At 44.8% G+C, this 24,401-nt stretch carries 24 protein-coding genes; 7 read left to right on the forward strand and 17 right to left on the reverse strand.

What is annotated here, in order from left to right; genetic code table 11:
* Positions 1 to 8 precede the first annotated feature (8 nt).
* The 10 genes from kbl to ACTXGL_RS04805 form a co-directional block, all read right to left on the reverse strand.
* Positions 9 to 1,199 (reverse strand): glycine C-acetyltransferase, encoded by a 1,191-nt coding sequence (kbl, locus tag ACTXGL_RS04760; protein WP_443525242.1) that lies wholly within the window; start codon positions 1,197 to 1,199, stop codon positions 9 to 11.
* Between the two features lie 102 nt (positions 1,200 to 1,301).
* The gene (locus ACTXGL_RS04765; RefSeq protein WP_443525244.1) at positions 1,302 to 2,048 is read right to left on the reverse strand and encodes a pyridoxine 5'-phosphate synthase; all 747 of its coding nucleotides are present in this window, start codon (positions 2,046 to 2,048) and stop codon (positions 1,302 to 1,304) included.
* Between the two features lie 63 nt (positions 2,049 to 2,111).
* Positions 2,112 to 2,987, reverse strand: a complete 876-nt coding sequence (locus ACTXGL_RS04770; protein WP_443525246.1) for an N-acetylmuramoyl-L-alanine amidase — start codon at positions 2,985 to 2,987, stop codon at positions 2,112 to 2,114.
* A 65-nt stretch (positions 2,988 to 3,052) separates the two neighbouring features.
* The gene (locus tag ACTXGL_RS04775; protein WP_443525247.1) at positions 3,053 to 3,193 is read right to left on the reverse strand and encodes a hypothetical protein; all 141 of its coding nucleotides are present in this window, start codon (positions 3,191 to 3,193) and stop codon (positions 3,053 to 3,055) included.
* A gap of 42 nt (positions 3,194 to 3,235) precedes the next feature.
* Complete coding sequence (locus ACTXGL_RS04780) at positions 3,236 to 4,312, reverse strand: hypothetical protein (protein WP_443525248.1); 1,077 nt, start codon at positions 4,310 to 4,312, stop codon at positions 3,236 to 3,238.
* Between the two features lie 60 nt (positions 4,313 to 4,372).
* Entirely contained in the window at positions 4,373 to 5,128 is a 756-nt protein-coding gene (locus ACTXGL_RS04785) for an MOSC domain-containing protein (RefSeq protein ID WP_443525249.1), read from the reverse strand.
* Positions 5,129 to 5,341: 213 nt separating this feature from the next.
* Positions 5,342 to 5,755 (reverse strand): ribosome silencing factor, encoded by a 414-nt coding sequence (rsfS, locus tag ACTXGL_RS04790; RefSeq protein WP_443525250.1) that lies wholly within the window; start codon positions 5,753 to 5,755, stop codon positions 5,342 to 5,344.
* Positions 5,756 to 5,886: 131 nt separating this feature from the next.
* Positions 5,887 to 6,831 (reverse strand): nicotinate-nicotinamide nucleotide adenylyltransferase, encoded by a 945-nt coding sequence (locus ACTXGL_RS04795; protein ID WP_443525251.1) that lies wholly within the window; start codon positions 6,829 to 6,831, stop codon positions 5,887 to 5,889.
* A 225-nt stretch (positions 6,832 to 7,056) separates the two neighbouring features.
* Positions 7,057 to 9,204, reverse strand: a complete 2,148-nt coding sequence (gene pta, locus ACTXGL_RS04800; protein WP_443525252.1) for a phosphate acetyltransferase — start codon at positions 9,202 to 9,204, stop codon at positions 7,057 to 7,059.
* Between the two features lie 80 nt (positions 9,205 to 9,284).
* A complete protein-coding gene (locus ACTXGL_RS04805) occupies positions 9,285 to 10,517 on the reverse strand; it encodes an acetate/propionate family kinase (protein WP_319051202.1) in 1,233 nt (410 codons plus the stop codon).
* Positions 10,518 to 11,197: 680 nt separating this feature from the next.
* Between ACTXGL_RS04805 and lptM the strand changes: the two genes are divergently transcribed.
* From lptM to ACTXGL_RS04825, 4 genes are all read left to right on the forward strand, one after another.
* On the forward strand, positions 11,198 to 11,509 hold the full coding sequence (gene lptM, locus ACTXGL_RS04810) for an LPS translocon maturation chaperone LptM (RefSeq protein ID WP_443525253.1): 312 nt from the start codon (positions 11,198 to 11,200) through the stop codon (positions 11,507 to 11,509).
* A gap of 255 nt (positions 11,510 to 11,764) precedes the next feature.
* A complete protein-coding gene (gene lysA, locus ACTXGL_RS04815; RefSeq protein WP_443525545.1) occupies positions 11,765 to 12,994 on the forward strand; it encodes a diaminopimelate decarboxylase in 1,230 nt (409 codons plus the stop codon).
* Between the two features lie 218 nt (positions 12,995 to 13,212).
* Positions 13,213 to 14,100: a diaminopimelate epimerase gene (gene dapF / locus ACTXGL_RS04820; protein WP_319051200.1), complete on the forward strand. Its 888-nt coding sequence runs from the start codon at positions 13,213 to 13,215 to the stop codon at positions 14,098 to 14,100.
* 83 nt (positions 14,101 to 14,183) lie between these two features.
* Positions 14,184 to 15,224: a tyrosine recombinase XerC gene (locus tag ACTXGL_RS04825; protein WP_443525254.1), complete on the forward strand. Its 1,041-nt coding sequence runs from the start codon at positions 14,184 to 14,186 to the stop codon at positions 15,222 to 15,224.
* Between the two features lie 51 nt (positions 15,225 to 15,275).
* On the opposite strand, the gene ACTXGL_RS04830 is transcribed toward ACTXGL_RS04825, so the two are convergent.
* Complete coding sequence (locus ACTXGL_RS04830; RefSeq protein ID WP_443525256.1) at positions 15,276 to 16,175, reverse strand: nitrilase-related carbon-nitrogen hydrolase; 900 nt, start codon at positions 16,173 to 16,175, stop codon at positions 15,276 to 15,278.
* A gap of 287 nt (positions 16,176 to 16,462) precedes the next feature.
* Between ACTXGL_RS04830 and ACTXGL_RS04835 the strand changes: the two genes are divergently transcribed.
* Complete coding sequence (locus ACTXGL_RS04835; RefSeq protein WP_443525258.1) at positions 16,463 to 18,076, forward strand: RNA polymerase factor sigma-54; 1,614 nt, start codon at positions 16,463 to 16,465, stop codon at positions 18,074 to 18,076.
* 71 nt (positions 18,077 to 18,147) lie between these two features.
* Here ACTXGL_RS04835 and ACTXGL_RS04840 read toward each other — a convergent pair whose 3' ends face one another.
* Both ACTXGL_RS04840 and ACTXGL_RS04845 read right to left on the reverse strand, forming a co-directional pair.
* Positions 18,148 to 18,834 (reverse strand): LemA family protein, encoded by a 687-nt coding sequence (locus ACTXGL_RS04840; RefSeq protein ID WP_443525259.1) that lies wholly within the window; start codon positions 18,832 to 18,834, stop codon positions 18,148 to 18,150.
* 6 nt (positions 18,835 to 18,840) lie between these two features.
* Positions 18,841 to 19,023 (reverse strand): hypothetical protein, encoded by a 183-nt coding sequence (locus ACTXGL_RS04845; RefSeq protein WP_443525261.1) that lies wholly within the window; start codon positions 19,021 to 19,023, stop codon positions 18,841 to 18,843.
* Positions 19,024 to 19,423: 400 nt separating this feature from the next.
* On the opposite strand from ACTXGL_RS04845, the gene hpf reads away from it, so the two are divergent.
* Positions 19,424 to 19,804: a ribosome hibernation-promoting factor, HPF/YfiA family gene (gene hpf / locus ACTXGL_RS04850; protein WP_319051195.1), complete on the forward strand. Its 381-nt coding sequence runs from the start codon at positions 19,424 to 19,426 to the stop codon at positions 19,802 to 19,804.
* A gap of 287 nt (positions 19,805 to 20,091) precedes the next feature.
* Here hpf and thiS read toward each other — a convergent pair whose 3' ends face one another.
* The 4 genes from thiS to ACTXGL_RS04870 all read right to left on the reverse strand — a co-directional run bounded on the left by thiS (position 20,092) and on the right by ACTXGL_RS04870 (position 22,397).
* The gene (thiS, locus tag ACTXGL_RS04855) at positions 20,092 to 20,292 is read right to left on the reverse strand and encodes a sulfur carrier protein ThiS (protein WP_319051194.1); all 201 of its coding nucleotides are present in this window, start codon (positions 20,290 to 20,292) and stop codon (positions 20,092 to 20,094) included.
* A gap of 136 nt (positions 20,293 to 20,428) precedes the next feature.
* Positions 20,429 to 20,803, reverse strand: a complete 375-nt coding sequence (locus ACTXGL_RS04860; protein WP_443525262.1) for a DUF423 domain-containing protein — start codon at positions 20,801 to 20,803, stop codon at positions 20,429 to 20,431.
* A gap of 24 nt (positions 20,804 to 20,827) precedes the next feature.
* A complete protein-coding gene (gene rpoH, locus ACTXGL_RS04865; RefSeq protein ID WP_319051242.1) occupies positions 20,828 to 21,718 on the reverse strand; it encodes an RNA polymerase sigma factor RpoH in 891 nt (296 codons plus the stop codon).
* 214 nt (positions 21,719 to 21,932) lie between these two features.
* Entirely contained in the window at positions 21,933 to 22,397 is a 465-nt protein-coding gene (locus ACTXGL_RS04870; protein WP_443525263.1) for a sulfurtransferase TusA family protein, read from the reverse strand.
* A gap of 324 nt (positions 22,398 to 22,721) precedes the next feature.
* On the opposite strand from ACTXGL_RS04870, the gene ACTXGL_RS04875 reads away from it, so the two are divergent.
* Complete coding sequence (locus ACTXGL_RS04875) at positions 22,722 to 24,341, forward strand: M48 family metalloprotease (protein ID WP_443525264.1); 1,620 nt, start codon at positions 22,722 to 22,724, stop codon at positions 24,339 to 24,341.
* The last annotated feature ends 60 nt before the right edge of the window (positions 24,342 to 24,401 follow it).

A 24,401-nucleotide genomic window follows, 5' to 3' on the forward strand; every position in this document is an offset into this window, starting at 1 on the left:
TCAAACACCTAAGCAATCACTTCCATTTGCTTGGCGACTTTGATAAAGGCGGCGATACACTGGTCGAGCTGCGCGCGAGTATGGGCAGCAGAGAGCTGGACGCGAATGCGAGCCTCGTCTTTGGGGACAACAGGGTAGAAGAAGCCAATCACATAAATGCATTCCTCAAGCAGCGCCTCTGCCATTTGCTGCGAGACAGTGGCGTCATACAGCATCACTGCACAGATTGCCGATTCGGTGGGCTTGATGTCGAAGCCTGCATCTTGCATTTGCTTCACAAAATAGGCGGTATTTTCATGCAGTTTGTCTTGTAGGGTATTGTCTTCTGCTAGCATCTCAAACGCTTTTAACCCAGCGGCTGCGATCATGGGCGGAATAGAGTTTGAAAACAGATACGGGCGTGAGCGTTGACGCAGCATCTCAATCATTTCTTTTTTACCCGTCGTAAAGCCGCCAATCGCACCGCCAAATGCCTTGCCCAATGTACCTGTGATCAGCTCAATATCACCGCGTAGGTCAAACAATTCAGTCACGCCGCCACCCGTACGACCGACGACGCCAGCTGAATGACACTCGTCAATCATGACCATGGCATCGTACTTTTGTGCCAACGCATAAATCTCATCCATCGGCGCCACATTACCATCCATTGAAAACACGGCATCGGTGACAATCAAACGAAAACGTTGTGCTTGCGCTGCTTGCAGCTGAGTCTCTAAGTCTTGCATATCCGCATTGGCATAGCGATAACGTGCGGCTTTACACAGGCGCACACCATCGATGATTGAGGCATGGTTTAACGAATCAGAAATGATGGCGTCATCTGCGGTTAGCAGTGGCTCAAAGACACCACCATTGGCATCGAAACAGGCCGCATAAAGAATCGTGTCTTCGGTATTAAAAAACTTAGAAATCGCCGCCTCTAGTTGTTTATGCAAATCCTGCGTACCACAAATAAAACGTACCGATGACATGCCATAACCTGAGTCTTCAATAGCCTCGGTAGCCGCTTTTTTAATCTCAGGGTGGTCAGACAGTCCAAGGTAATTATTGGCACAGAAGTTAAGCATCTCACGACCATCGGCGATGGTGATGAGTGCATCTTGCGGAGAGGTGATCACGCGCTCGTTTTTATACAGACCTGCGTCGCGTATGCCGCTGATTTCTTGTTGTAGGTGTTGTTGAAAGGCTTGATACATAAAAATTCCTTTTTTTATATTATTAGTGTTTGCTTAGGATCTGTTGAGCATGAAAATATTGAAACTACTAATAGAACCAAACTATTTGCTTATTGATGCAGTTTAAGCACAAATCGTCAAATACTGACGCACCACGTTGTCCATGCCTTGCTCTAGAGACTCGATGGTAAACGCATGACCGATAGACACCTCAGCGATATCACTAAGCGCGAGCAGATCAGCCAAATTATCCAAATTCAAATCATGACCCGCATTGACTCGGATACCGTTTTGATTGGCTAGGGTGATACAGTCGCTAAAGCGTTGCTTGACCTCATCGAAATCAATATTTGCATCACTCTTACCATTACTGTAGGCGCGTGCCCATTCTTCGGTATACATCTCGATCGTTTGCACGTCGCTGTCGATGACGGCTTTGATTTGTTCGATATCAGGATCGATAAATACCGCGCAGCGTGTACCAAATGCTTGCAGCTCATGACTCAGTGCTGACAGCATGTCTTTGTGTTTAATGATGTCAAAACCATGATCGGAGGTCAGTTGGTCTTCGCTATCGGGCACGAGCGTACACTGATGCGGTTTGACTTCGCGGATAATCTTTAAGAACTGCTCATTTGGATTACCTTCGATATTGAACTCAATCTCTGGATAGTCCTTTAAGAATGCACTGATATCATAGACATCCTGGTATCTGATATGACGCTCATCAGGTCGCGGATGCACGGTAAAGCCTTTGACACCCAAATCTATGAGCTTCTTCACAAAGTACAACAGATTGGGATAATCTGTGCCGCGAGAGTTTCTGATTAAGGCGAGTTTATTTAAATTGACACTAAATAGGGTGCTCATCATATTTCCTTTTTCATTGTTGTTATGGGTAGATAAATAGTTATTAATCGCTAATACCTAATTTCAATAGAAGTCATCCCGACCAGCATACTTCATATTGAGCGCCTGTAGTATCGCATAGGTCTCGCTATCCATATTACCGGTTGGTTGCTGCGGTCTGAAATGCAGCTGAAACGCATAGATCACATCACGGCTAGGTTTGTCCCACTCGTCGGTATCGTTGATTTGGTAGCCGTATGTGCGAAAGGCTTGCTTGATCTCCTGCACGCTTGGCGCGACCAGGGTACGCCGATTCATAATGTCTTGCTTGTCCGCTTCATTATACCAAGCGCCGATACCGTAATCGAAATACAGTCGCTCCCACGGGAATTTTGCTCCGGGGTCGATCTTGCGCGAGGGTGCCATATCCGAGTGACCGATGATGTTCTTCGGTGAGATATCATAGCGTCTGGCGATATCTTGTACTAGCTCTGCGACTTTCTTAATCTGCAATTCATCAAATGCCACATAATGCTCATAAGGATGGTAATCCATATCGCCATTCTTTAGCGCGTCTCGATATTCAGGTTTGATCCCTGCGTTGACGATTTCGATACCGATAGAGGTATCATTGAGGATGGTTCGTCCTGAAAAGCCACCGTCGCCTGCATGCCACGCGCGCTCAGATTCGGGTACGAGGTTATAAATTTTATCATCGTCACTGTCCAAGACCAGATAGTGCGCGCTCACATTGCCCTTGGTTAATGTTTTGATTGAGCGTTCATTATCTGAGACGGTGTAATGTAGGACGATGGTTTTGATGCGTTGGCTTTTGCCACTGGCTTGGTAAGTATCACTATCAACGCTGTAATTTTTGGTAGTGGCGACTGGTGCAGTGGTCGTGACGCAGCCAATCAAAGGCAGAGTTAAGCCAAGTGCTAAAAAGATGTTTTTCACCATGAAATGCTCTGTAAGGAGAGGGTAGATAAGATGTTTGAGGTAATAGTTTTTTATATTTCGCCTACTTATAATTTGCTTTGCTCAATAGCATTAATAACCTCATTACCTAGATTACGAGTATTCTTTTGGTTACTACTACTACTACCACTATCAAGCTCAATATTGAGCTGATCACAAAGCTTTCTTAGTACAGATTTAGCGTTCACTGTTGTACCATTTCTATTTACAAGGATTGTTAAATCTTCGAGTTAAATGATTTTATAATCTTCAATTGATACCTTTCTTTTTTCTGGACTGTTTGGAGTTAAAAGTTTTTCGATTTCATAACCAAGTGCGTCAGTAGCAAATTCAATAAACTCTTCAATATTCGCTTTACCCCATTGGCTTGATACGACATATAGAGAACCATCATCCATTCTCAAAATATCATTGTCATTCAAGAAATATCTAACCCTACCTTTAGCTCTAGCATGATCTTGAGCTACCTTTAAACTTTCTACAATCGGCTGAGAGTGAGCAATACTACCAAAATCATTGACTAGTGCATCAATAGATCTATTTCTATGTTTGTTAAAGTAATATTTGATAATTTCTAGCGCAAGTCTACCTTTACCTAACTCCATATCATTAAATCGGTACTTTGAATAATCTCGTGAGCTGTCTTTACGAATATCTCTTTTTTCCTCTAGTTTACGTTTTACCTTGATTTGATAATCTTCTGCTTCAGGTAAAGGAATGATTTGTTGAATATCAATCAGTATTTTTCCATTATCGTTATAGGGTTGTATTTTCATACAAGTAATGTCTAAATTACGTTCATTCAGCCAAATGACTGAGGTTGTTAACTCGGCAGAAAAATCTTGTGAGACTAAGACTGTTTTAACATCTTCTGCAAAACCTGTTTCAACAATACCGTCCTCAACAAAATCTTTAATTTCAGACTGTGCATCGTCTAAGGAGTAGCTGAGATAACCATTTCGTTGTTTGTATTTTTGTAATACTTCTATAGCATCATCAAATGTCATAGTTGAGATCATAGATGCATACCGTAGAGCTTGTAGCTCCATATGGTCGCCTGTTTCAGTCCTCTTTAGTTCAATAACGACTAAATTAGCTTGTTTATCAATAGCTAGTAAATCAATTCTTTTTTTTGAGCCTTGCCAGTCAGAGAACTCTTCTGCTATCACCATACAATCAGGAGCGATAATATCAATATTATTTTTAAAAGCTTCTTGTAAATCATCTCGTTCAAAAATAGACTCAATCACAAAGCTAGTAGGCTTGATTGCTAATAGCTGCTTGCCCTCCAACGCATAAATACTCATATTAATATTCTCATTATTTAACCAACAGTGATAACATAGCGTCATTAAAGCTTATAACACTCAATCTTTCCGAATCTTCTTCGCCAACACTTTCTTCCAACTCTCCTCCAAACACTCAATCGCCAGCCATGGCTCAATGACCTCAGTGTCAAACTTCTCTTCTGAGTTTGCCAGTTGCCAAAGTGTCTCTAGCGTGGCAAACGGATAGGGACGTTCGATTAAATATACAGGCAAATCAGGGTTAATCATGCCATCACGCACCACTTGAAAATACCACCCTGAGATACCTTGCTTGCTGACCCATGCCGCGATATTGGGCACTTTGGTAAATTGGCCGATTTGGTCATTGATTTTGTAGCACGGGCGGCGCGGTTGCACGATACGCAGTTGCACGCTATCTTCACCGTTTATATTGTCTTGTCCGTTTTCAAAATGTCCACCGTACTGATAAATGTCGCCAATACAGACGTTAGACTCATCCATCTCAGGCAAGCCATCAAGGGCTTCAGTGGTAAGGTTTTCACCGAGCGTACCGACGCGTACTTGTAGGTCAAACTCTGCATTGATTTTTTCATAAGTTGCCGTTGGCAATTGATGCACGGCTTTGAGTGGGCCACCATGATGTTTGCGATCGGCTTGCTCGTCAGTGGTCAACCCCATAAAGTTGACGGCGACAGGGGCTGCAACGGGTGCCTTGTCAATGGCGCTCATCTCTTCACGAGTGAACGGCATGGCTTTTCCCGCGCGGACACATACTAAGTTTGCCACATGCAAGGGTAGGTTAATCTTAGGGTTTGAGCTGTGGTCAGCAGACATGAGCAGTCCTTAATAAAAGCGTCATAGACAAGACAAAAATTGGGCAAAAAAGGAAAAGATTATCATAGCAAGCTATCGCATTATTAGCCATTTTAATGGGTATTTATCATGACATATATGCTCAAATATAAGCACAAAAAAAGACCAGAATAATGATTCTGGTCTTTTTGGTCTCATGCTTTTAGGATGATGCGATCATTGTACTCAATGACTTTATTTGTTCTTGTTGCGACGACCAGCAGTTTTCTTTTCACGCGGCGTAGCAACCAGCTCAGCCAACTGGTCAGGTGATGACCATAGACCTTCTAAGTCATAGAACTCACGCGCTTGCGGGGTCATGATATGAACGACAACTGCGCCCAAATCGATCAGTGTCCAGTCAGAGTCGATACCGCCTTCACGACCCAGCGGCATAAAGCCTGATTGCTTGGCTTCAGCACCAACGCTATCCGCCATCGCACGGACATGACGTTTTGAGGTACCATCAGCGATGACGATGCGTTCGGTGACGTCGGTCAAGTCTTCTACATTCATTACAGTAATGTTCTTTGCTTTCATATCATCTAGAGCGCTTTGTACTATGGTCAAACATTCTTTTAGGCGTTCTTCAGTCATGGTTTTGGTCATAAACTTTAATCTCTTGAATCGTAAATATTAAAAATAAAGGGGTAAAACGTCAATTTGTCTTATCCGACTGATCACATATTGTCAGTCATGCATAAAAACAGGATAGGAAAAATGACATAGATAAGGCGATTTTAACGGAATTGAGCAGCAGAATATAGCTGATGGGCGATAATATAGTGATAAACAGCAGGATTTAGCCATTTAGCTAATGGATTGAATTCAGTATTGCTAATGATAGCATTTATTGATGCTATAGATGCGATTTGCCTGTCAGCGACGGGTATTTTATTTATTTTTTGTGCCAGCTCTTGTAGCTGTTCACGTATTTGGGTGCTGGATACGGCAGTGATGGACCGCGTATCTATATAAATGCGTCCTTGATTGGCGTTTTTCAAGTCAAAGCTATTTGGATCAGAGCTATTTAAATGAGTGCTGTCTTTCAAGCATTTGGAACTTGAGGTTAATAGGGTAATAGGTGAGTCTGTGATATGGGGCTGCAATGGTAATGGCAGTTGCGATTTTAGAGTAGAGATATCTTGAGCAGGTGCTGTATCTGCAAGTGACGACACATTGTCAAAAATTTCATCATTAATACTATCGTGGCTTACACGATTGAACACCCATAGATTGACATAGTCAGTGAGTCGTAAACCATCTTTCCATTTGTCCAAGCTATGCGCGCTATCCATACCCATAATAAATATCAAGCTGTCATGAGGATATTGCTGTCTGAATGCGCGCACACTATCAATCGTATAGACAGGTGGCGTTTGCCATAGCTCCAGCTCATTGATCTGTATCGGCGTGTCTTGCGTTGCGAGTTGCAACATAGCTAATCGGTGATTGGGATCTGTGCTTTGTGACTTGAATGGCGAGCGGGCATTGGGTAGTAAAGATACGTGCAAGGCGCGCTGTTGTTGTATAGCGATGGGTAGTAGATGCTGATAGACAGACATAGCCACTTGTAGATGTCCATTATGTACCGGATCAAATGAGCCACCAAGATACGCGCGGATAGCAGGTAGGGGTGAGGTGAGTGTGCTTTGCTGGTTGCTTGTGGTATTAGACATAGTCATAACGGGTCAGGCGCTTATTGTAGTGACGGTACATGAGCTATTAGAGCATGGCAGTCATGAGTAAGTGATAGAACCATTGTAGAGGGCAGGTGAGCATCTGTCACCACTGTCTGTCCGCATAGCAACTGTCTGTCACCGCATCACCAGTAAAACGACAATAAAAAACCGACTATCATGGCGATAGTCGGCATTATATAAGAGGATAACTAGCAAGACCTATAGCAATTAAATCAAGTCGCTATGTGCTTGGATCGCCGTCAGTGCAATGGTATAGACGATATCATCAACGAGCGCACCGCGAGACAAGTCATTGACGGGTTTATTGAGCCCTTGGAGCATAGGACCGACACTGATGACATTGGCACTGCGCTGTACGGCCTTATAGGTGGTGTTACCTGTATTAAGATCAGGGAAGATAAAGACATTGGCTTGACCAGCGACAGGCGAGTCAGGTGCCTTTTGTTTACCCACGCTCATGACCGAGGCGGCATCATACTGTAGTGGACCATCGACTTTTAGGTCTGGTGCACGCTCGCGGACGATTTGGGTGGCACGGGCGACTTTTTCGACATCCGCGCCAGCGCCTGATGAGCCAGTAGAGTAGCTGATCATTGCCACTTTTGGATCGATACCAAATGCGGCAGCTGACTGTGCTGATTGGATAGCAATCTCTGCCAGCTCTTCAGCGTTGGGGTCAGGGTTAATGGCACAGTCACCATAGACCACCACTTGCTCAGGCAACAGCATAAAAAACACAGACGATACTAAAGAGTATTGCGGTGCGGTCTTGATCAACTGAAACGCTGGGCGTACCGTGTTGGCTGTGGTATGAATAGCGCCCGACACCAAACCATCAACTTCATCCAGTTGCAGCATCATGGTACCAAGATATACCGTGTCTTTTAGATATTCAGCAGCGACATCTTCATTGGTTTTGCCTTTGCGGCGTTCTACTACTGCGCTGATGTATTTGCTCATATCGACACTATCAGGATCGATGATTTCTAGCCCTTCTGGCAACGTCAAATCACGGTTTTTGGCGACTTGTTCGACATCGCTACGCTTGGCAAGTAGGACGCAGTTGGCGATACCGCGGCTTTGGCAGATACAGGCCGCCTCAACGGTACGTGGCTCAGACCCTTCGGGCAGTACGATGCGTTTTTTGGCCTGTTGTGATTTTTTGACCAGCTGATGACGGAACGCTGATGGCGAGAGGCGTGGTTCGTGATTCCGGCTAAAGTATTCTTTGATCCAGCTCAGATCTAAGTGCGCCGCCACGTAACGAGCCACTTCTTCTGCACGCTCGGTATCATCGCTTGGAATCTCAGAGCTCATATGCATCAGGCTCTGTACCGTTTCATAACTGTCGGTCTCGACACTCATAACAGGGATACCTGTTTTGAGCGCTGACTGCCATAGCTCAGCCACGGTTTTGCCTGGCGTGATACCACCAGTCAGCACCAGTCCTGCAAGTGGAATCCCATTGATACAAGCCAAGCCCGCCGCCAATAATAAGTCATCACGGTCACCAGGGACGACCATTAGTGTGCCACGTTTAAAGACTTCATTGACTCGGGCCACTGAGCGTGCGGTCAAGCTAATACGGTTGATACGACGAGTCTTTGCTTCACCGACATTCAGCCATGTAGCATCGAGCTCTGTCGCGATATCCCACGTACGCGGTACTGACAGTGAATCGCTAAACGGCACCACACCGATAAGACGGAACGCTTCGGTATTGAACGATGGCGACAAGCGCTGCACTTCTTGCAAAAAGGTTGGGTCTAAACTAACAACTGCTTCACCAGGGGCAACTGGTTGATTGTCAAAGGTATTGGGCACGTCTTGTACGCGCATCAATATCACACCCAGCGTGCGGGTATCGATGACACCGCCGAACTCGCGTGCATGGACGTCGAGTTTGTCCGCTAGATAAGCAGGTTTACTGATATCTGCTGTACCAACAAAGATGATTTTGGCATCTAAAGCATGAGCAAGCGCACGGTTGATTTGCGAGGCGTAAGACGTCTCCGTGGTAGGCACAAGTCCTTCGCAAATGACCACATCATGCCCACTATCCATGGTGTGGTAATTGGCAATTACCTCTTCCATCAAGTCATCTAAATTGTCATCACCTAGCATACGCTCAACGTGCTGACGGCTGATCGATTTTGGCGGTTTTAGACCAAACGCATGCATGGTTAGAGCGTTTGAGCTGTCTAGACTATGTTGCTTATCAAGCGTGTCATCTTGCAAGAATGGCTTCATAAAGCCGGCCTTGATGCCGTTATAATCAAAAGCACGAATCAAACCAAGAGCGGCTGATGTCACGCCAATACCGCGGCTAATGGGAACAAGTAAAATAGTTTGCATAATAAATCCTATGGTTTATTTTATATTTTTATAATGAATGCCAATTAATCATTGCTCAATACTGCTCAATATTGCCCAATCTAGCCAAGATTTAGTGCTTGACGGGTCTCTTGAGCGATACGGTACTCTTCATCGGTTGGTACAACCCATAGCTCGACGCTACTATCTTCGGCATGAAAACTGCCTTCTTTACCGCGTATCAATTTTGCATTCTTGTCAGCATCTATTTTTATACCGAAATGACGCATCACTGCCAAGATTTTGGTACGTGTAATGTCTGAGTTTTCACCGATACCACCAGTAAAGACAATACCGGTAAATTCAGGTAGCGCACAGCTGAGACTGGCGAGATACTTACCCGCGCGGTAACAGAACATCTCGATAGCAAGTTGTGCGTCTTCATGACCTTCACTAGCTGCTTGTTCGATAGTACGCAAATCATTGGACAGACCTGAGATACCGAGGAGACCACTGTCACTGTTCAACATTTTATCTGTTTCTTCTAGGCTCATACCCAGTTGGCGCTTTAGATGCATGTGCAGGCTTGGGTCGACGTCGCCGCTACGAGTACCCATCATTAGACCCTCAAGCGGTGTCAGCCCCATGCTGGTATCGAGGCTCTTGCCGTCGTATACAGCAGCAGCGGAACAACCATTACCTAAGTGCGCCGTTAGCCAGCCATGTGGCCCTGTAGACTCAGTAATTTGGCTGGTGCGTTCTGAGACATAAGCGTGCGACGTTCCATGAAAGCCATAGCGACGAATTCTATGCTCTTCATATAGATACTTTGGTAGTGCATAGCGGAACGCAACAGGCGGCATGGTCTGATGAAAGGCAGTATCGAATACGACCACTTGTGGAATATCAGGATAGATCGCCTGAACTGCTTCAATTCCTAAGGCGTTGGCAGGATTATGCAGGGGCGCTAACGCTTTGAGGCGCTTCACCTCTTCTAACGCATGAGTGTCAACGCGTACCGCTTCTGAGTACTCACGGCCGCCATGTACCACGCGGTGACCAACAGCGATAAAGTGATATTGCTCTAGTAGCTCAAGGATTTTCTGTAGTGCCAGTTTGTGTCGACCACCAGGAATAGATATCTCGAGCTTGTCACCATCTAGGGTAGTGTGTTTGATGCGAGCAGTATCAAGTCCTAAGTTTTCGGCCAGACCTGTGATACGAGTAGAGTTGTCGTCACTAATCAACGCGTATTTGATGGAAGACGAGCCGCAGTTCAAAACCAGTGTGGGGCTAGTCAGGGTTGATGTTTCAGTGTTCTTGTCATCAAAAGTGGTGGTTAGGTTGTCGCTCATGCTCTATCCTCAGGTTAGTGTTTGTTAGGTGGCGCATCATCATATCGTAAGCGTTAGATACCGCAATATAAATAGATGCTTATGCCAATACAGCATTAATACTACTAAATAGTTAGGTTGATATCGTATCGTTTTTATAATAAATACATTAAACAAACATGCTGTCGATTTGCATGATACTTAGACCAGTTTGGACCAGTGAATTTATTATTTTATAAAATAGTCCTAGGCTGCAGGTTGTTGTAGCTGCTCATCATAGTGCCAAGGTCGCGCTACAATGTAACATATTTTTGTACCTATACCTCGATGATGGTGTGGCTTAAGAGTGCTGCATATTAGGCTATCAAAGCGTTGACATACCTATCGTTATGAGTCGTACTTGGGTGCGATAGCCATAAGCGTTCGATTATCTTAGGACAGCATTGTTGGTAGTAAGAAGGGTAAGGAAGCATCCAACACTGTCAGAAGTACTTTATTTATTTCTAGCAACAGCTTCAAAATAACGCTTAATATTTAGCAAATTTATTAGCCATTCATGTTCAGTATACGTACAGCTTTGTGTAATAATGCTATGATTGAAATGATCGCATTGGCAGTTTTTTAGCTGCCTATTTGACTGTCTGTCCATTATGATTTTTTATCGCACTTACACCACTGCACGCTCATAGGTTATACGCTTTATGTCTATTACATCTCGCCCCTCAAACACTGAGCACACCTCATATCTGCTTACCAGTCGCCGTGCCATTGCTACTCTCATTATCGGCAGCGCCGTCATGGTAGGTGTATCAGGCTGCGGACAAAAAGGCGACTTGTATTTAGCTGAGTCCAGTAGCCAAACAGTCGAAGGCAGCTCATCTGTACTCAATAGTACAAGTAATCCGCAAGATGCTGCCTTTGCAGGCATCGATGACGATACCTATCAAAAAAACGACTATCTAGATGAGCAGCAATTACTACCTGAACCGAGTACGGACCCCAATGACTATTAGCGTCTGGCTATCAAAGCTTAACGACTGCTGATACCTAATCATTAGGTCGTGCTCGCTACCCAAAATTTATGTTAACCCTGTTACCCTGATTATATTAGAGATGTTTATATGAGTCATTCTGAACTACCTGCTGACTTGACCGACTCTGCAACTGGCGAATCGGTCACTATCCAAACTGAGCAAGGGTTATACATCGACCCCAAGGCATTGAGTGCTCATTTGCCTGCACTGAGCTATCGCGCTGATGCGCTATATATGGAGCAGGTCAGTGTCGATGAGCTAGCAAAACAATATGGTACGCCATGCTATGTCTACTCAAAGCAGGCGATACTCGACGTCTATCAGGCGTATACGGACAGTTTTGCCAGACTTGATCATCAGGTATGCTATGCCGTAAAAGCAAACTCTAACCTTGCTGTACTTGGTGTGTTGGCACAGGCAGGTGCTGGGTTTGATATCGTCTCTCGTGGCGAGCTGATGCGTGTACTGGCAGCAGGTGGCGCCGCATCACGCGTTGTGTTTTCGGGTGTTGGCAAAACGTATAGCGATATTGAGTATGCACTGACCCAAGGTATTGGCTGCTTTAACGTCGAGTCTATCAGTGAGTTGACTCTAATCAACGAGGTCGCACAGTCACTTGATAAGCGGGCGCCAATCTCATTACGTGTTAACCCAAATGTCGATGCCAAAACACACCCCTATATTTCAACCGGCCTCAAAGACAATAAGTTCGGCATCACTCATGAAGACGCACTAGCCGTCTATCAGCAAGCGGCAAATCTATCGCATATCGATATCGTTGGTATCGACTGTCATATTGGCTCGCAGCTGACTGAAGTGGCGCCATTTGTTGCGGCGTTAGATAAAGTTATTGAGCTGATACATAGCCTGCGCGATAGTGGTATTGCGCTACGCCATGTTGATCTAGGTGGCGGACTGGGCGTGCGTTATATTGATGAGACACCAGTATCGATTAATGAGTTTGCCGAGGCCTTATTGCCGAAACTTAGCGAGCTTGGGTTGACTGTGTTCTTTGAGCCGGGTCGTAGTATTGTGGCCAATGCTGGTGTGCTATTGACGCAAGTTGATGTGCTTAAGCCAACGGAGCACAAGAACTTTGCGATCGTTGATGCTGCCATGAATGATTTGATTCGTCCTGCTTTATATCAAGCTGAGATGGCCGTGATCCCAAGCACACTCCCAAGCAACGGTATCGATACGGAAGGTACGCAGCCGTGGGATATCGTTGGGGCGATTTGTGAGACAGGTGATTTCTTGGCAAAAGACCGTTTGTTGTCATTAAGCACCAATGATGTCTTGGCCGTGACAGGTGCGGGTGCCTATGGCTTTACAATGAGCAGCAATTATAATTCGCGTCCGCGTGCTAGCGAAGTCATGGTGTCAGGTGATAGCCATCAACTGATCCGTAAGCGCGAAACGGTCGAAGCGTTATATGCTGATGAAATGTTATGGCAGGATAAATAAAACCGCAAAACTGAAACTGTAAAACTGAAACTGTTTTTGAGTAATAAAGAAAACCCACCATTATGATAATGGTGGGTTTTTTATGGCAAACCCTAAGTAACCAAAACAATTTTTAGTCATAACGATAAGTTAGTATTTGAGCGCGGTGATAATTATGATTGTATCTGGCAGCGTGCTAATATAAGCCATACATAAAAATAGGATAGGACATCAAGGATATGCTAATAGAGTTTACTAAAATGCATGGGCTGGGCAATGATTTCATGGTTATCGATTTGGTGACCCAGCGTCTGGAGTTGACTAAGGATTTGGTAGCGTTATTGGGAGATCGCCATTTGGGTATCGGTTTCGATCAATTGCTGGTGGTCGAGCCACCGATGCGTCCTGATGTTGATTTTAGCTACCGTATTTTTAATACTGATGGCACCGAGGTTGAGCAATGCGGCAATGGCGCGCGCTGTTTTGCCCGTTTTGTGCAGGCCCGTAAGCTATCTTTTAAGCAGCGTCTGCGTGTGGAGACTGCCAGTGGTATTATCTCTTTGACCACGGATCGGTTTGGCTGGGTAGAGGTAGACATGGGTAAACCTCGGTTTGAACCAAACGAGATTCCTTTTAGCCCGAGAGCCACGACCAAAATTCAAAACACCTATCACCTTGATGTAAATGGTACGCCTGTGCAGCTATACGTTGCCAACATGGGTAACCCTCATGCCGTCATCAAGGTTGACGACGTACTCGATGCTGAAGTTGAAACGTTAGGTAAGGCAATCGAATCTCATCCTGCTTTCCCAGACCGCGTCAATGTAGGCTTTATGCAGGTGATGAATCAGCGTCATATTCGTCTGCGTGTATATGAGCGCGGCGTGGGTGAGACTCAAGCTTGCGGTACTGGTGCCTGTGCAGCAGTAGCAGTTGGTATACGCGAAGGCTGGCTCGATGAAGGTGAAGAAGTCCGTGCACAGCTCTATGGTGGTAGCATGATTATCAAATGGCAGCCCGGCTACTCAGTCATGATGACGGGTCCGACTGCCTTTGTTTATGAAGGGGTATTTAGTCCAGATGGATTGATGGCGCAAGCAGGTATCAAGCCAAATTCCGAAGGCTGATAACGTCTAAAGACTGCTGCCTATCATCAGGAAAATGATATAAATGTCAGGCAAATGATATAAACGGCACAGGTGCTTTTGATATGGTTATGTCCAATAAAGTCAGTCAAGCGATGCAGGCTATTCCTTCTACGCCTTCTATGCCTTGGCTGTCAGATGAGCTGGCGACCAGTATAGAGTCAGATGCGATATTACGAGAGCTTCTAGCCCCTGTGCACCGCTGGCTCAACACCCTATCTATACGTAATCACTCACCGCATACGCTCACGGCTTATTTTGCAGGCTTAAACCAGTTGGCACTGTTCTTACGTGGCAAGCGTTTGACATGGACACGCTGTGATAAGCGCCAATTGGCTCAGCATATCAGTCAGCGCCTAGATGAAGACAAGCTTGCGCTTGCTAGCGTACAGCAAGAGCTGTCAGCGATTCGGCATTTTTATGGTTGGTTGATAGAAGAGGGCTTAGCACGTATTAATCCAGCCACAGGCTATCAGCTTAAACGTAGCCCTAGACCACTGCCATCTATTGCTGATGTCGATTTATTAACCCAGCTGCTTGATCAAGAAGTTCCCGATATACCAGAGCAGGCGCGCTTATGGCTACGAGATAAAGCGATGTTCGAATTGCTCTATAGTAGTGGTCTGCGTGTCGGCGAGTTGGTTGCACTGGATATCGCGGATGTTGACTTGTCTGATTTGCGCGTTCGTGTCACGGGTAAAGGTAATAAGACACGTCTAGTGCCGCTGGGTGCAAAGGCAGCAGAAGCGATTGGACGCTATCTACCACATCGTAATCTATGGGTCGAGCAAATGGATAATGCTTTGTTTATCAGCGAAAAGCTCGGGACTCGGCTATCTACACGTGCTGTACAACAGCGCTTAAAAGTTGCGGCGGCACGCGCAGGCATCGCCCAAAACATGTATCCGCATCTATTACGTCATTGTTTTGCTTCGCACATGTTGTCAGGCAGTGGCGACTTGCGCGCTGTGCAAGAAATGCTGGGGCACAGTGATATTAGTACCACTCAGATCTATACTCATGTTGATTTTGCCAAGCTGACCCAAGTTTATGACCGTGCCCACCCGCGCGCAACCCATGCTCAGAATGAGAGCAATCCTACCTAATAGCAGTCCTATCCACTATCCAATAGCGAACCTCGCGATAGGCAGTATTGTTTATGCTAAGCGATGGCAATCAAAGATTGGTAGCTTTTGTCGACCTTGTATTTGAGCTTGCCTGTCGAACGATGCCATGACGATAGCATAGCCTTTATTTGTTTCAGATGTGGTAGAGGAAGTCAGCTCACTACTGTCATGACTGTTAATGATCCTACCATCAAACGTAGTAATGGCGGTATGTCCCCATGTCTGGCGAGTATTACCATCTTTGTACCTATGATCACCGCCTTGTGCGGCGCCAATCACCATACATTGACTGTCTAGAGCACGTGCCTGTAACAGCAGTGACCAATGCGCTTGCCCAGTCAAATAGGTAAAAGCAGACGGGGCACTCAGTATGTCGGCACCTGCTTGGCGCAAACGCTGCGCCAATGCAGGAAAGCGCAAATCAAAGCACACCATCATGCCCAGCTGATAGACAGAACTGCCTGACTCCAAAGGAGCGACTATCGTCTGAGTACCTGGCTCAAACGTTGCTGCTTCGTTATAGCTGCCTTGCTTATCAGCGATAGTTGCAGTAAATAGATGGATTTTGTCGTAGCGTGCTACCCGCGTACCGTCTGGTGCAAACAACTGACTGACTTGACGCAATCTACCGTCAGGGACTACAGCACCATCAGGACGATAAGGACAAGGCAATGAACCTGCAAGTAGGTAAATACCATGAGTGCGAGCATAATCAGCCATCGTCGCTGAAAGCGCGTCAAAACGCTCGGCAGTCGCAAATTGTTGCCCCATACTACAGCAGTTCTCAGGTATCACAACGAGCTCAGCGCCTTGGGACTTAGCATCTATGATGGCAGATTGAATATCTGCTAAATTGCTCTCGATACTTTGCTGACTGTTCATTTGGATAGCAGCTATGCTAAATTGAGGGTTGTCTATTGTGTCATTCATGACGGTGTTCTCCGTAACTGCTGAGTTTTAATGGTCGCTCATTGCCTTTTATTTATTATAAATGTTGGATGCTGTTGAACAGACCATTCATAATTATTGATTGGCTATTGATGCCAAAATGATAAGTTTATATAAAAAATATTTCAGACGTATCTGAGTAGAATATAAATTATCATAGCAAAATTGTGGCAAAAAATGCTATCGTCATGTCCTAATAAGGTTATGACACAGCCTCGATTGGCACAATAAATATAAAATCACCAAGACTGGAGTTTAATAAGCCGCCCATGAGTATGTCGTTCGGATTGGCGACCACGCTGAGTAACTCACAAAAACTAACGCCGCAAATGCAGCAGGCTATTAAACTGTTGCAGCTCTCTAGTCTTGAACTCGCACAAGAGGTTCAGGCCAAGCTGGATAGTAATCCGCTGCTTGAACGTATTGAAGATGATGAAGAGTACGAAAATAGCCACGACGATAGGGTGGATGAGTTAAGCGAGCCCCTAACACTCGATAGTTGGAATCAAGGTAGTGACTCATCAAAGACAGGGTCTGAGAGCAATACAGAGTATAATAATGACGATGCCACTGATAGCTTAGACAAGTTGCAGCAACCGAGTATCGATGATGGTGCGATGGATAGCGACAGCAGCTTTGATAGAGATAACTATGCCTCTGCCCAAACAGGCTCAGGCAGCAGTAGAAGCGATGAAGACTTTGACAGCTATCAAGGCGGTACATCCTCTACTATTCAGGATCATGTACGTTGGCAGCTTAACTTCAAGCGCTTGTCAGAAGTGGATACGCTGATTGCAGAGTATCTGATGGATTCTATGGATGACATGGGGTTTATTCGGATAGATGTCGATGAGTTATTACAAAGCTTCGATACTATGGCAAACTTCTATCAGTGGGATGAGCGGGTCGAACACGATGAAGTCATGGCAGTATTACATATTATCCAGTCTTGCGATCCTATTGGCGTTGGGGCGCGTCACTTAAGTGAATGCTTAGCCATTCAGCTGTCCAAGCTAGATGCGCGCACCGAACATCTTATAGAAGCAAAAGCACTACTCACCGCAGGCGAGCACTTGGTGAGTAATAATATCAAAGCACTTACTGAACTGACAGGACTTGCACCTGAAAAAATCACACCTGCTATTACCTTGCTACGTACCTTAAACCCTTCACCAGGATTACTGTTTCAAATTAGTCAGCCGGACTATACCCAGCAATCTGATAGTTATGACATTCCAGATGTACTGGTCACACCTATAAGAAGCCGTAAAGCGACTACTAACTCTGAAGCGCTAGAAGATGGCTGGCACGTACGCCTAAACCCTGACACACTACCCAAGCTACGAGTCAACCAAGAGTACGCCAATCTAGTCAAACGCGGTGATGACAGTCCTGACAATCAATATCTACGTGAAAACCTGACCGATGCGCGATTATTTATACGCAGTATCGAGGAGCGTAACCAAAACCTGCTAAAAGTAGCGACCAGCATCGTCCGCTATCAACAAGAGTTCTTGCAGCACGGTGCAACTGCCATGCAGCCTCTTATTCTAAAGGTAATTGCAGAAGAGGTGGACCTACATGAGTCTACCGTTTCACGCCTCACAACAAGCAAGACCATCTTGACACCGCAAGGGCTGTTTTCGTTGAAGCATTTCTTTTCATCACATGTGAGTAGTACCGATGGAGACATTTCATCAACGGCTATTAGCGCTATGATCAAAAAACTTATCGCCAACGAGGATCCCAAAAAACCACTATCAGACAGTCGAATCAAAGATGAGCTGCTAGCCGACGGTATTGATATAGCCAGAAGAACCGTCGCCAAATATCGCGAGGCGATGAATATAGGTTCGTCTACTCAGCGTAAGCAAAAATATTAAAAAAATCCCGAAAGACTCAGCTAAGTCTGTTTAGTTTTCTAAGTCTTACAAGCTAGCCAAGTCATCAAGTCCTATAGCTTCTTGGCTTCTTCCTCGTAAATATTGCGTGCCGCTATCATTCGATCATCGATTTCTTCCAATGTTGATTGTAGCCTCACAAACTCTGCATTGGCTTGTAGTTCGGTGTAATGCTGTGAGAGCTCCATCAGTCTAGACAAAGCAATACCCATCTCTGTTTGAGCGTTTAGATAAGGTGCTGCTTTTTCCAAGCTTGTAGGTGGTTCTAAGTTAATATCGAAGCGATCTAAAGCTGATTTTTTAGCGGTGACTTGAGTGAAGGTCGACTCATCATTATGAGTATGGTTCCGTATGATTTTGGGAATATTACCTGCTACATCTTGTAAGCGTTGATAATGTACAAATAAAGACCTATATTCGACTTTTCGTTGTTCGTAGAGTGTACGCGCTAAGGTTATCTTCTGTTCTTGAGCGTCTATAGTTGCCAACAAATCTTGAAACACAGCATCAGAACTAAGAGCAGGATATCGATTTGAGATTTCTATAACAGTTGCTAACGAACTACTCAGGTTGGTTTGTGCCTGTTGATATTTTACCAATTCTTGAGTGTCATTAAATGTCTCTACACTCAATTGCAATTTACCTACTTCTGCTCGTGCCTCTTGCAGTTGTTTAAATGCGCTTTGCTCCTCATCATAAGGCTTTTTGACAACAGCTAGTAACCCAGGGACTAACGCCATTCTATTTTAATTTTCGCTTACCATTTCAGACCAAGCAATATTGAGTTTTTCATTTACTTGCTCGATTTCTTTCATAGCAGGTTTCTCATCACTAGTAGACGATTGGTTATCACTGCAGCCAGTCATGGTGAACGAGATTATTAGAGCAGCAAAAATGAGAGCAGGTCGGATAGACGTCATTATCATCATGAATTTAGCTCTTATTTGAATATAAAGTTTTAGGGCAGTAGAAGACGAGATAAGTGGTACGCAACCTTTAATAGTAGCGTTAGATTATTTAATTGACCATAGTTTAAAAATAAAATTTTTTGATTATATAGAAACATGATAGAAACAACAGGTGTTGTTACACTTAATTACAATTTAATGTCTTGCTACTATCTGATTTTCATGACAAATTAGAGTCATACCAACAACAAAATCTAAGTGTCGAAGCATAGTATTTACTTATAACTAATAAAGGAGACGATAAAAGGATACGTCGATATTTTACTAGAGACACTAGTATAGTAATTGGTAAGGCAAGGTGAAAAGAGCAGGAATGCGACCTCATCTGTTGAATGTAAGTTACAACTAAAAGGACAATAATATGAATGTTTCTATCAGTGGTCACCATATCAGTGTTACCGAAGCTATGGACACAGCAGTTCGCGAAAAGCTTGAAAAAGTAGAGCGACACTTTGATCAGATACAGAGTATTAAAGTGATATTATCGCTAGACAATAGCGGCGCAAGTGATGGTGGTAAAAAGAGCCATAAAGCTGAAGCAATTATGCGCGTCTCAGGTCAAGAAATGTTCGTCCAAGCATTAGAAGATGATATGTATAAAGCCATTAACGAGATGGCAGACAAACTTGATAGACAAGTACGCAAGTATAAAACCCGTCAAGAGCGCAAAAAGACTCAGGGTGCCGGACGAGATGGACGTTATCAAGACATCAGTCCAGCTGAAGCAGTACCAGCTGCCTAGTCTACTAATAAGTAGGGTTAGTTGAGTAGCGAATAGTTCTACTACAGCTTCGTAAGACTAAAATATAATAAATTAGGAAAATAAAATAAGAAGTACGATAAACAGCTGTTCCATTAAGTAGCGAGCCAGTTAAGTAGCAACTTAATGAAAAATCAACAACCAATGATTTAACAAAGAAAAAAGACCTCAAACGTTTGATACGTTGGGGTCTTTTTTAGTACTGGTGTTAAGGTGTTAAGTTTTTAGAGTTGTCGAAGGATGACAGTAAACCATAGTACAAAAACTTTCTAACCACCGCCAACAGCTTGCACTACTTCGATATTCATTCCTTCTACGATGTGTAGTTGGGCAAGCTCGCTTTTTGGTATCAAATCGCCATCAACTTCGACGGCGTAACGCCCTTGACTAAGCCCAAGTTCATTGACGACCAGTTGTACAGTCTGATGAGTGGTTTGTAGACTTCTACCATTAACAGTAATGGTGCTCATATTAAATGCTCCCTAATGATTTAAGATTCCTTTTGTATCGTTCTGTCTCTGCGATTGACGAGCGACTGTCTGGATAGTTGCTCATAGTATCGGCAAAATCTATTGTATAGACGACGAACTGAAGACGAACCGTAGATTAGCGCGCCACATCATTTGATCGAAACGCAGAGACTGCAAGCCATAACCAGCCAGCTATCATAAGTATTCCGCCAATAGGCGTGATCGCGCCAAACCAAAGTGGCGCACCAAGGGACATAGCATATAGGCTACCAGCAAAGATGATAACACCACCCTGTAGTAACCAAGCCGTTGCCTGAGTGATATACCTCAAGCGTATCAGCAGGCCAACAAACAGTAGGCCAAGCGCATGTACAAACAAATATAGCGTAGCCGTATGCCACCATTCAAGCTGTTGCGAGCTGGCTATGTCTTTTAAGCCATGAGCACCGAACGCACCCAAAGCAACAGCAACGGCCATATTAATCGCTGCAATACCAATCCAATTCAACATGATACAACTCTTAGGATCATAAGACTATTGAATATCATCTGGTAAGATAACACTATCGATAGTCATGGCATCGCGGATTTTGTCCATCGCATTCTTTTCAATCTGACGCACACGCTCAGCTGAGATAGAGTAGACCGCTGCCAGTTCATGGAGTGTGGATTTTTGCTCAGAGAGCCAGCGCTGCTCAACGATATCACGTGAACGGTCATCCAATGTACCCATAGCAGCGATTAGCGCTGACGAGTTGTTTTCTTCCCAGTCTTCTTCTTCTAGCTGTTCGGCAGGATCGATACCATCTTCCAAAAACAGCTGCGGTGCGTAACGACCATCATCATCGTCACTTGACTGCGCTTCAAATGAAGCATCGTAAGAGGTAAGACGTGACTCCATCTCTAGCACTTGCTTACGTGTGACATTTAAGTCATTAGCGATTGCGTCTGCTTCTTCTAGTGTCAGCTGGTTGTTGGTCTTTTTTAGGCTACGTAAATTAAAGAACAATTTACGATGGGCTTTGGTCGTCGCGACTTTTACAATACGCCAGTTGCGGATCACAAATTCATGAATCTCAGCTTTGATCCAATGTACCGCAAAAGATACCAAGCGCACGCCTTTATTAGGATCAAAACGTTTGACCGCTTTCATCAGTCCTAAGTTGCCTTCTTGGATCAAATCAGCTTGTGGTAAGCCATAACCTGAATAGCTGCGCGCAATATGAATCACAAAACGCAGATGCGACATCACCAGTAGACGCGCTGCCTCGACATCACCTTCATCATAATAGCGATGGGCGAGTTCTTGTTCTTGGACAGGGGTCAAGATAGGAATTTGATGCACAGTATTGATATAAGCACCCAAATTCACACCTGGCGCTGACAAGTGAGTTGGCATCGCAGGCACCAAATCACGTGTATTCATATCACCTAGCGTACTGGCATCATAAGGAGGACGCTGTGCAGCTGCCTTTAGTGCAGCGTCGCGCGCATCGTTTTTTATAGGAGCTGAGCCGTCTCTTTTATTCGCATTTGCAGCATCAGAAGTAGTAGTAGCCATATTCTTGACCTTGGTTAAATAGTTAAGCAAACAGTCAGATAAAAATCTCTATAGTTGTAATTGTAAAGGACAGCAGCGTTTAGTTGCTATCAGTTTTGGTAATGATGAAGTGATATATTGTAGCGAAACGCTGTAATGATGTGCTATCACCTGTCAAATCTGTAACGTCATTGACCATCAGTTTCAGGTCATCAGATGATTGTACTTGCTGGCTTTGTCGGCAAAACGCTGTGATATCAGCTTGTGAGTTGGGATCCGTTGCGACGATATATAGTGACTCACCGATTGCCACATTACGTAGTGCGACTTTAGTTTTCAATAAAGGCATCGGGCATGCAAGACCGCGACCATCAACAAAGCCTCTGATATCTAACAAAGGTAGCGCACTATCCACATCGCTTTTAGAGTGATCTGCGATACTATGACTGGCTGGCAATAAATCTAATAGATGAGTCATTTCTCGTTGTACGGCATCGGACAAGTCCGTTGATAAGCAAATAGCGTATGATTCTTGCGTGATGAGTGATTGGCTATCAGCGGACATAGAACAAACCTTGTGAATAACAGTATTTTTTCATTAATAGATGAGCTGACAGTGCGCTCTCAAAAATGACTATTTTGAGCATATTAGTTATAAATGCGAGCTTACTGTCACAACACATTATACCAAATCGCTGATGTATAGTTGTATTTGAATATAGTCAACGTCACATTCGGTTCTCTAGAATCACACAATCATGTTGCACAATAGTGACGGGTCGCTAAGTTATTGGTAGTCAAATGAATAGTAGAATTGACCTGATAGGAACAAGCTCGTATAGTCGAAAATACGCCATAAAAAATACGATAGGATATACGCTTGCACCACATGAATAGCAAATCGTCGCGACTCGATAAAGAATACAAACGCTCAAAGACCAAGTTGACTACCAGACATGGCCTGAGATGGTGCCTGTCAGCGACCTTACTAGCGATGTCGACAGGTGCTCATAGTAATGACAGCCAAACGCTGTCATTTGGTGAGTATGCGGGGCAAACAGTAGACTCACAAGCATTAGATCTACCCAATTTACGCGGGCAAGGACTGAGCTTTTCTGAGCAGTATCAAAACAAAATGCTTGGTGAGTGGTCGCTACAGAATATTAACGGCCGTGTCAAAATGGAGCACGATCCATGGGTACAAGAAACGGTAAAGGATATGACGTGGCGACTGAACGCCCAAGCGCGTCAGCAGGCACCGCTTGGTTTGGTGATTCTTGATAATCCTAGTATCAATGCTTTTGCGGCGCCTGGTGGCGTCATAGGTATCAACACAGGGACGATACTGGCAGCTAATAGTATGGATGAGCTGGCAAGTGTCATAGCCCACGAAGTGGCGCACATCAGCCAACGTCACTATGAGCATGGCGCAGACGAGCGCAAAAAAGCGTTGCTGATGCAAATAGGGGGCATGCTGGCTGCGATTGCTGCATCTGCCGTCGATGGTGATGCCGCCGCGGCTGTCATGGCGGGTAGCCAGACGGTATCTATGAATAGCAGTATGGCGTTTAGTCGAAACAACGAGCGCGAGGCCGATCGAGTAGGGATGCAGATCATGACTCAAGCGGGCTATGACCCTCGGGCGATGCCGCGGTTTTTTGCCACGATGAATCAGCAAAGCCAGCTCAATCAGGTTGAAAATCGGTTCTTGCCGAGCTTTGTGCGCTCGCATCCGCTCAGCGGTGAACGCTTAAGTGAGTCGCAGAGCCGTGCTGGGCAGTATCCTACGTTATCACTGAGTCAGCAGCAGCGCCATCAGGCATTGTTTGATCTACTCTATTGGCGTGTACAAAGTACCGGCAAGCATGCCTCTGAAGTGACGCTCACAACCGCTGCCAAAAACAGTCCGGGTGCCAAGCTTGCATTAATGAGGTGGTATGGCGAGCAGCAGCGCTTTCAAGAAGCTAATAAGATGTTGGCTGAGATAGATAAGCTCCCTGTACTTCAGCGCCAACAACTCGAGCCTTTACTATCGATTGCCCATAGTGAGCTACTCAGTGAGCAAGGTAGATGGCAACAAGCTGTAGATGTTTTGGAGAGCCAGCAGCGGCTTTATCCTGAGCGTCGTGACCTGCGTCTTTATTTGGCAGAAGCACTCACCAACAGTAATCAACCGACACAAGCACAAGCATTGTTAAAACCACTCACAGCGCAGCAACCAAGCGATCGTTATGCGTGGCAAAGCCTACAACTCGCCAATGAAAAGCTTGCTAAAACCACAACGTCACCAACACTGGCAAACATTGCGACAATCAACGCATTGCGCTATCGCAGTTATGATCAGTTGTGGAATGGACGTTATGAGAGTGCGCTCACCTCACTGACGCAAGCCAAGCAATTGACTGAGAATTTGCAAACCACAGCGCAAGCCAATAGTGCGCGTCCGTTACTGGCCAATATCAACGCAGAAATCAAAGCAATAAAAACCGCCAAAGACTTTGAGCCTTAGGCGGTTTTGGTTGTGTCAGATCATGTTTGCATGAACCTACATTTCATACTTATTAGCAAC

The sequence above is a fragment of the Psychrobacter sp. T6-6 genome (assembly GCF_052258185.1).
GTDB lineage: Bacteria > Pseudomonadota > Gammaproteobacteria > Pseudomonadales > Moraxellaceae > Psychrobacter.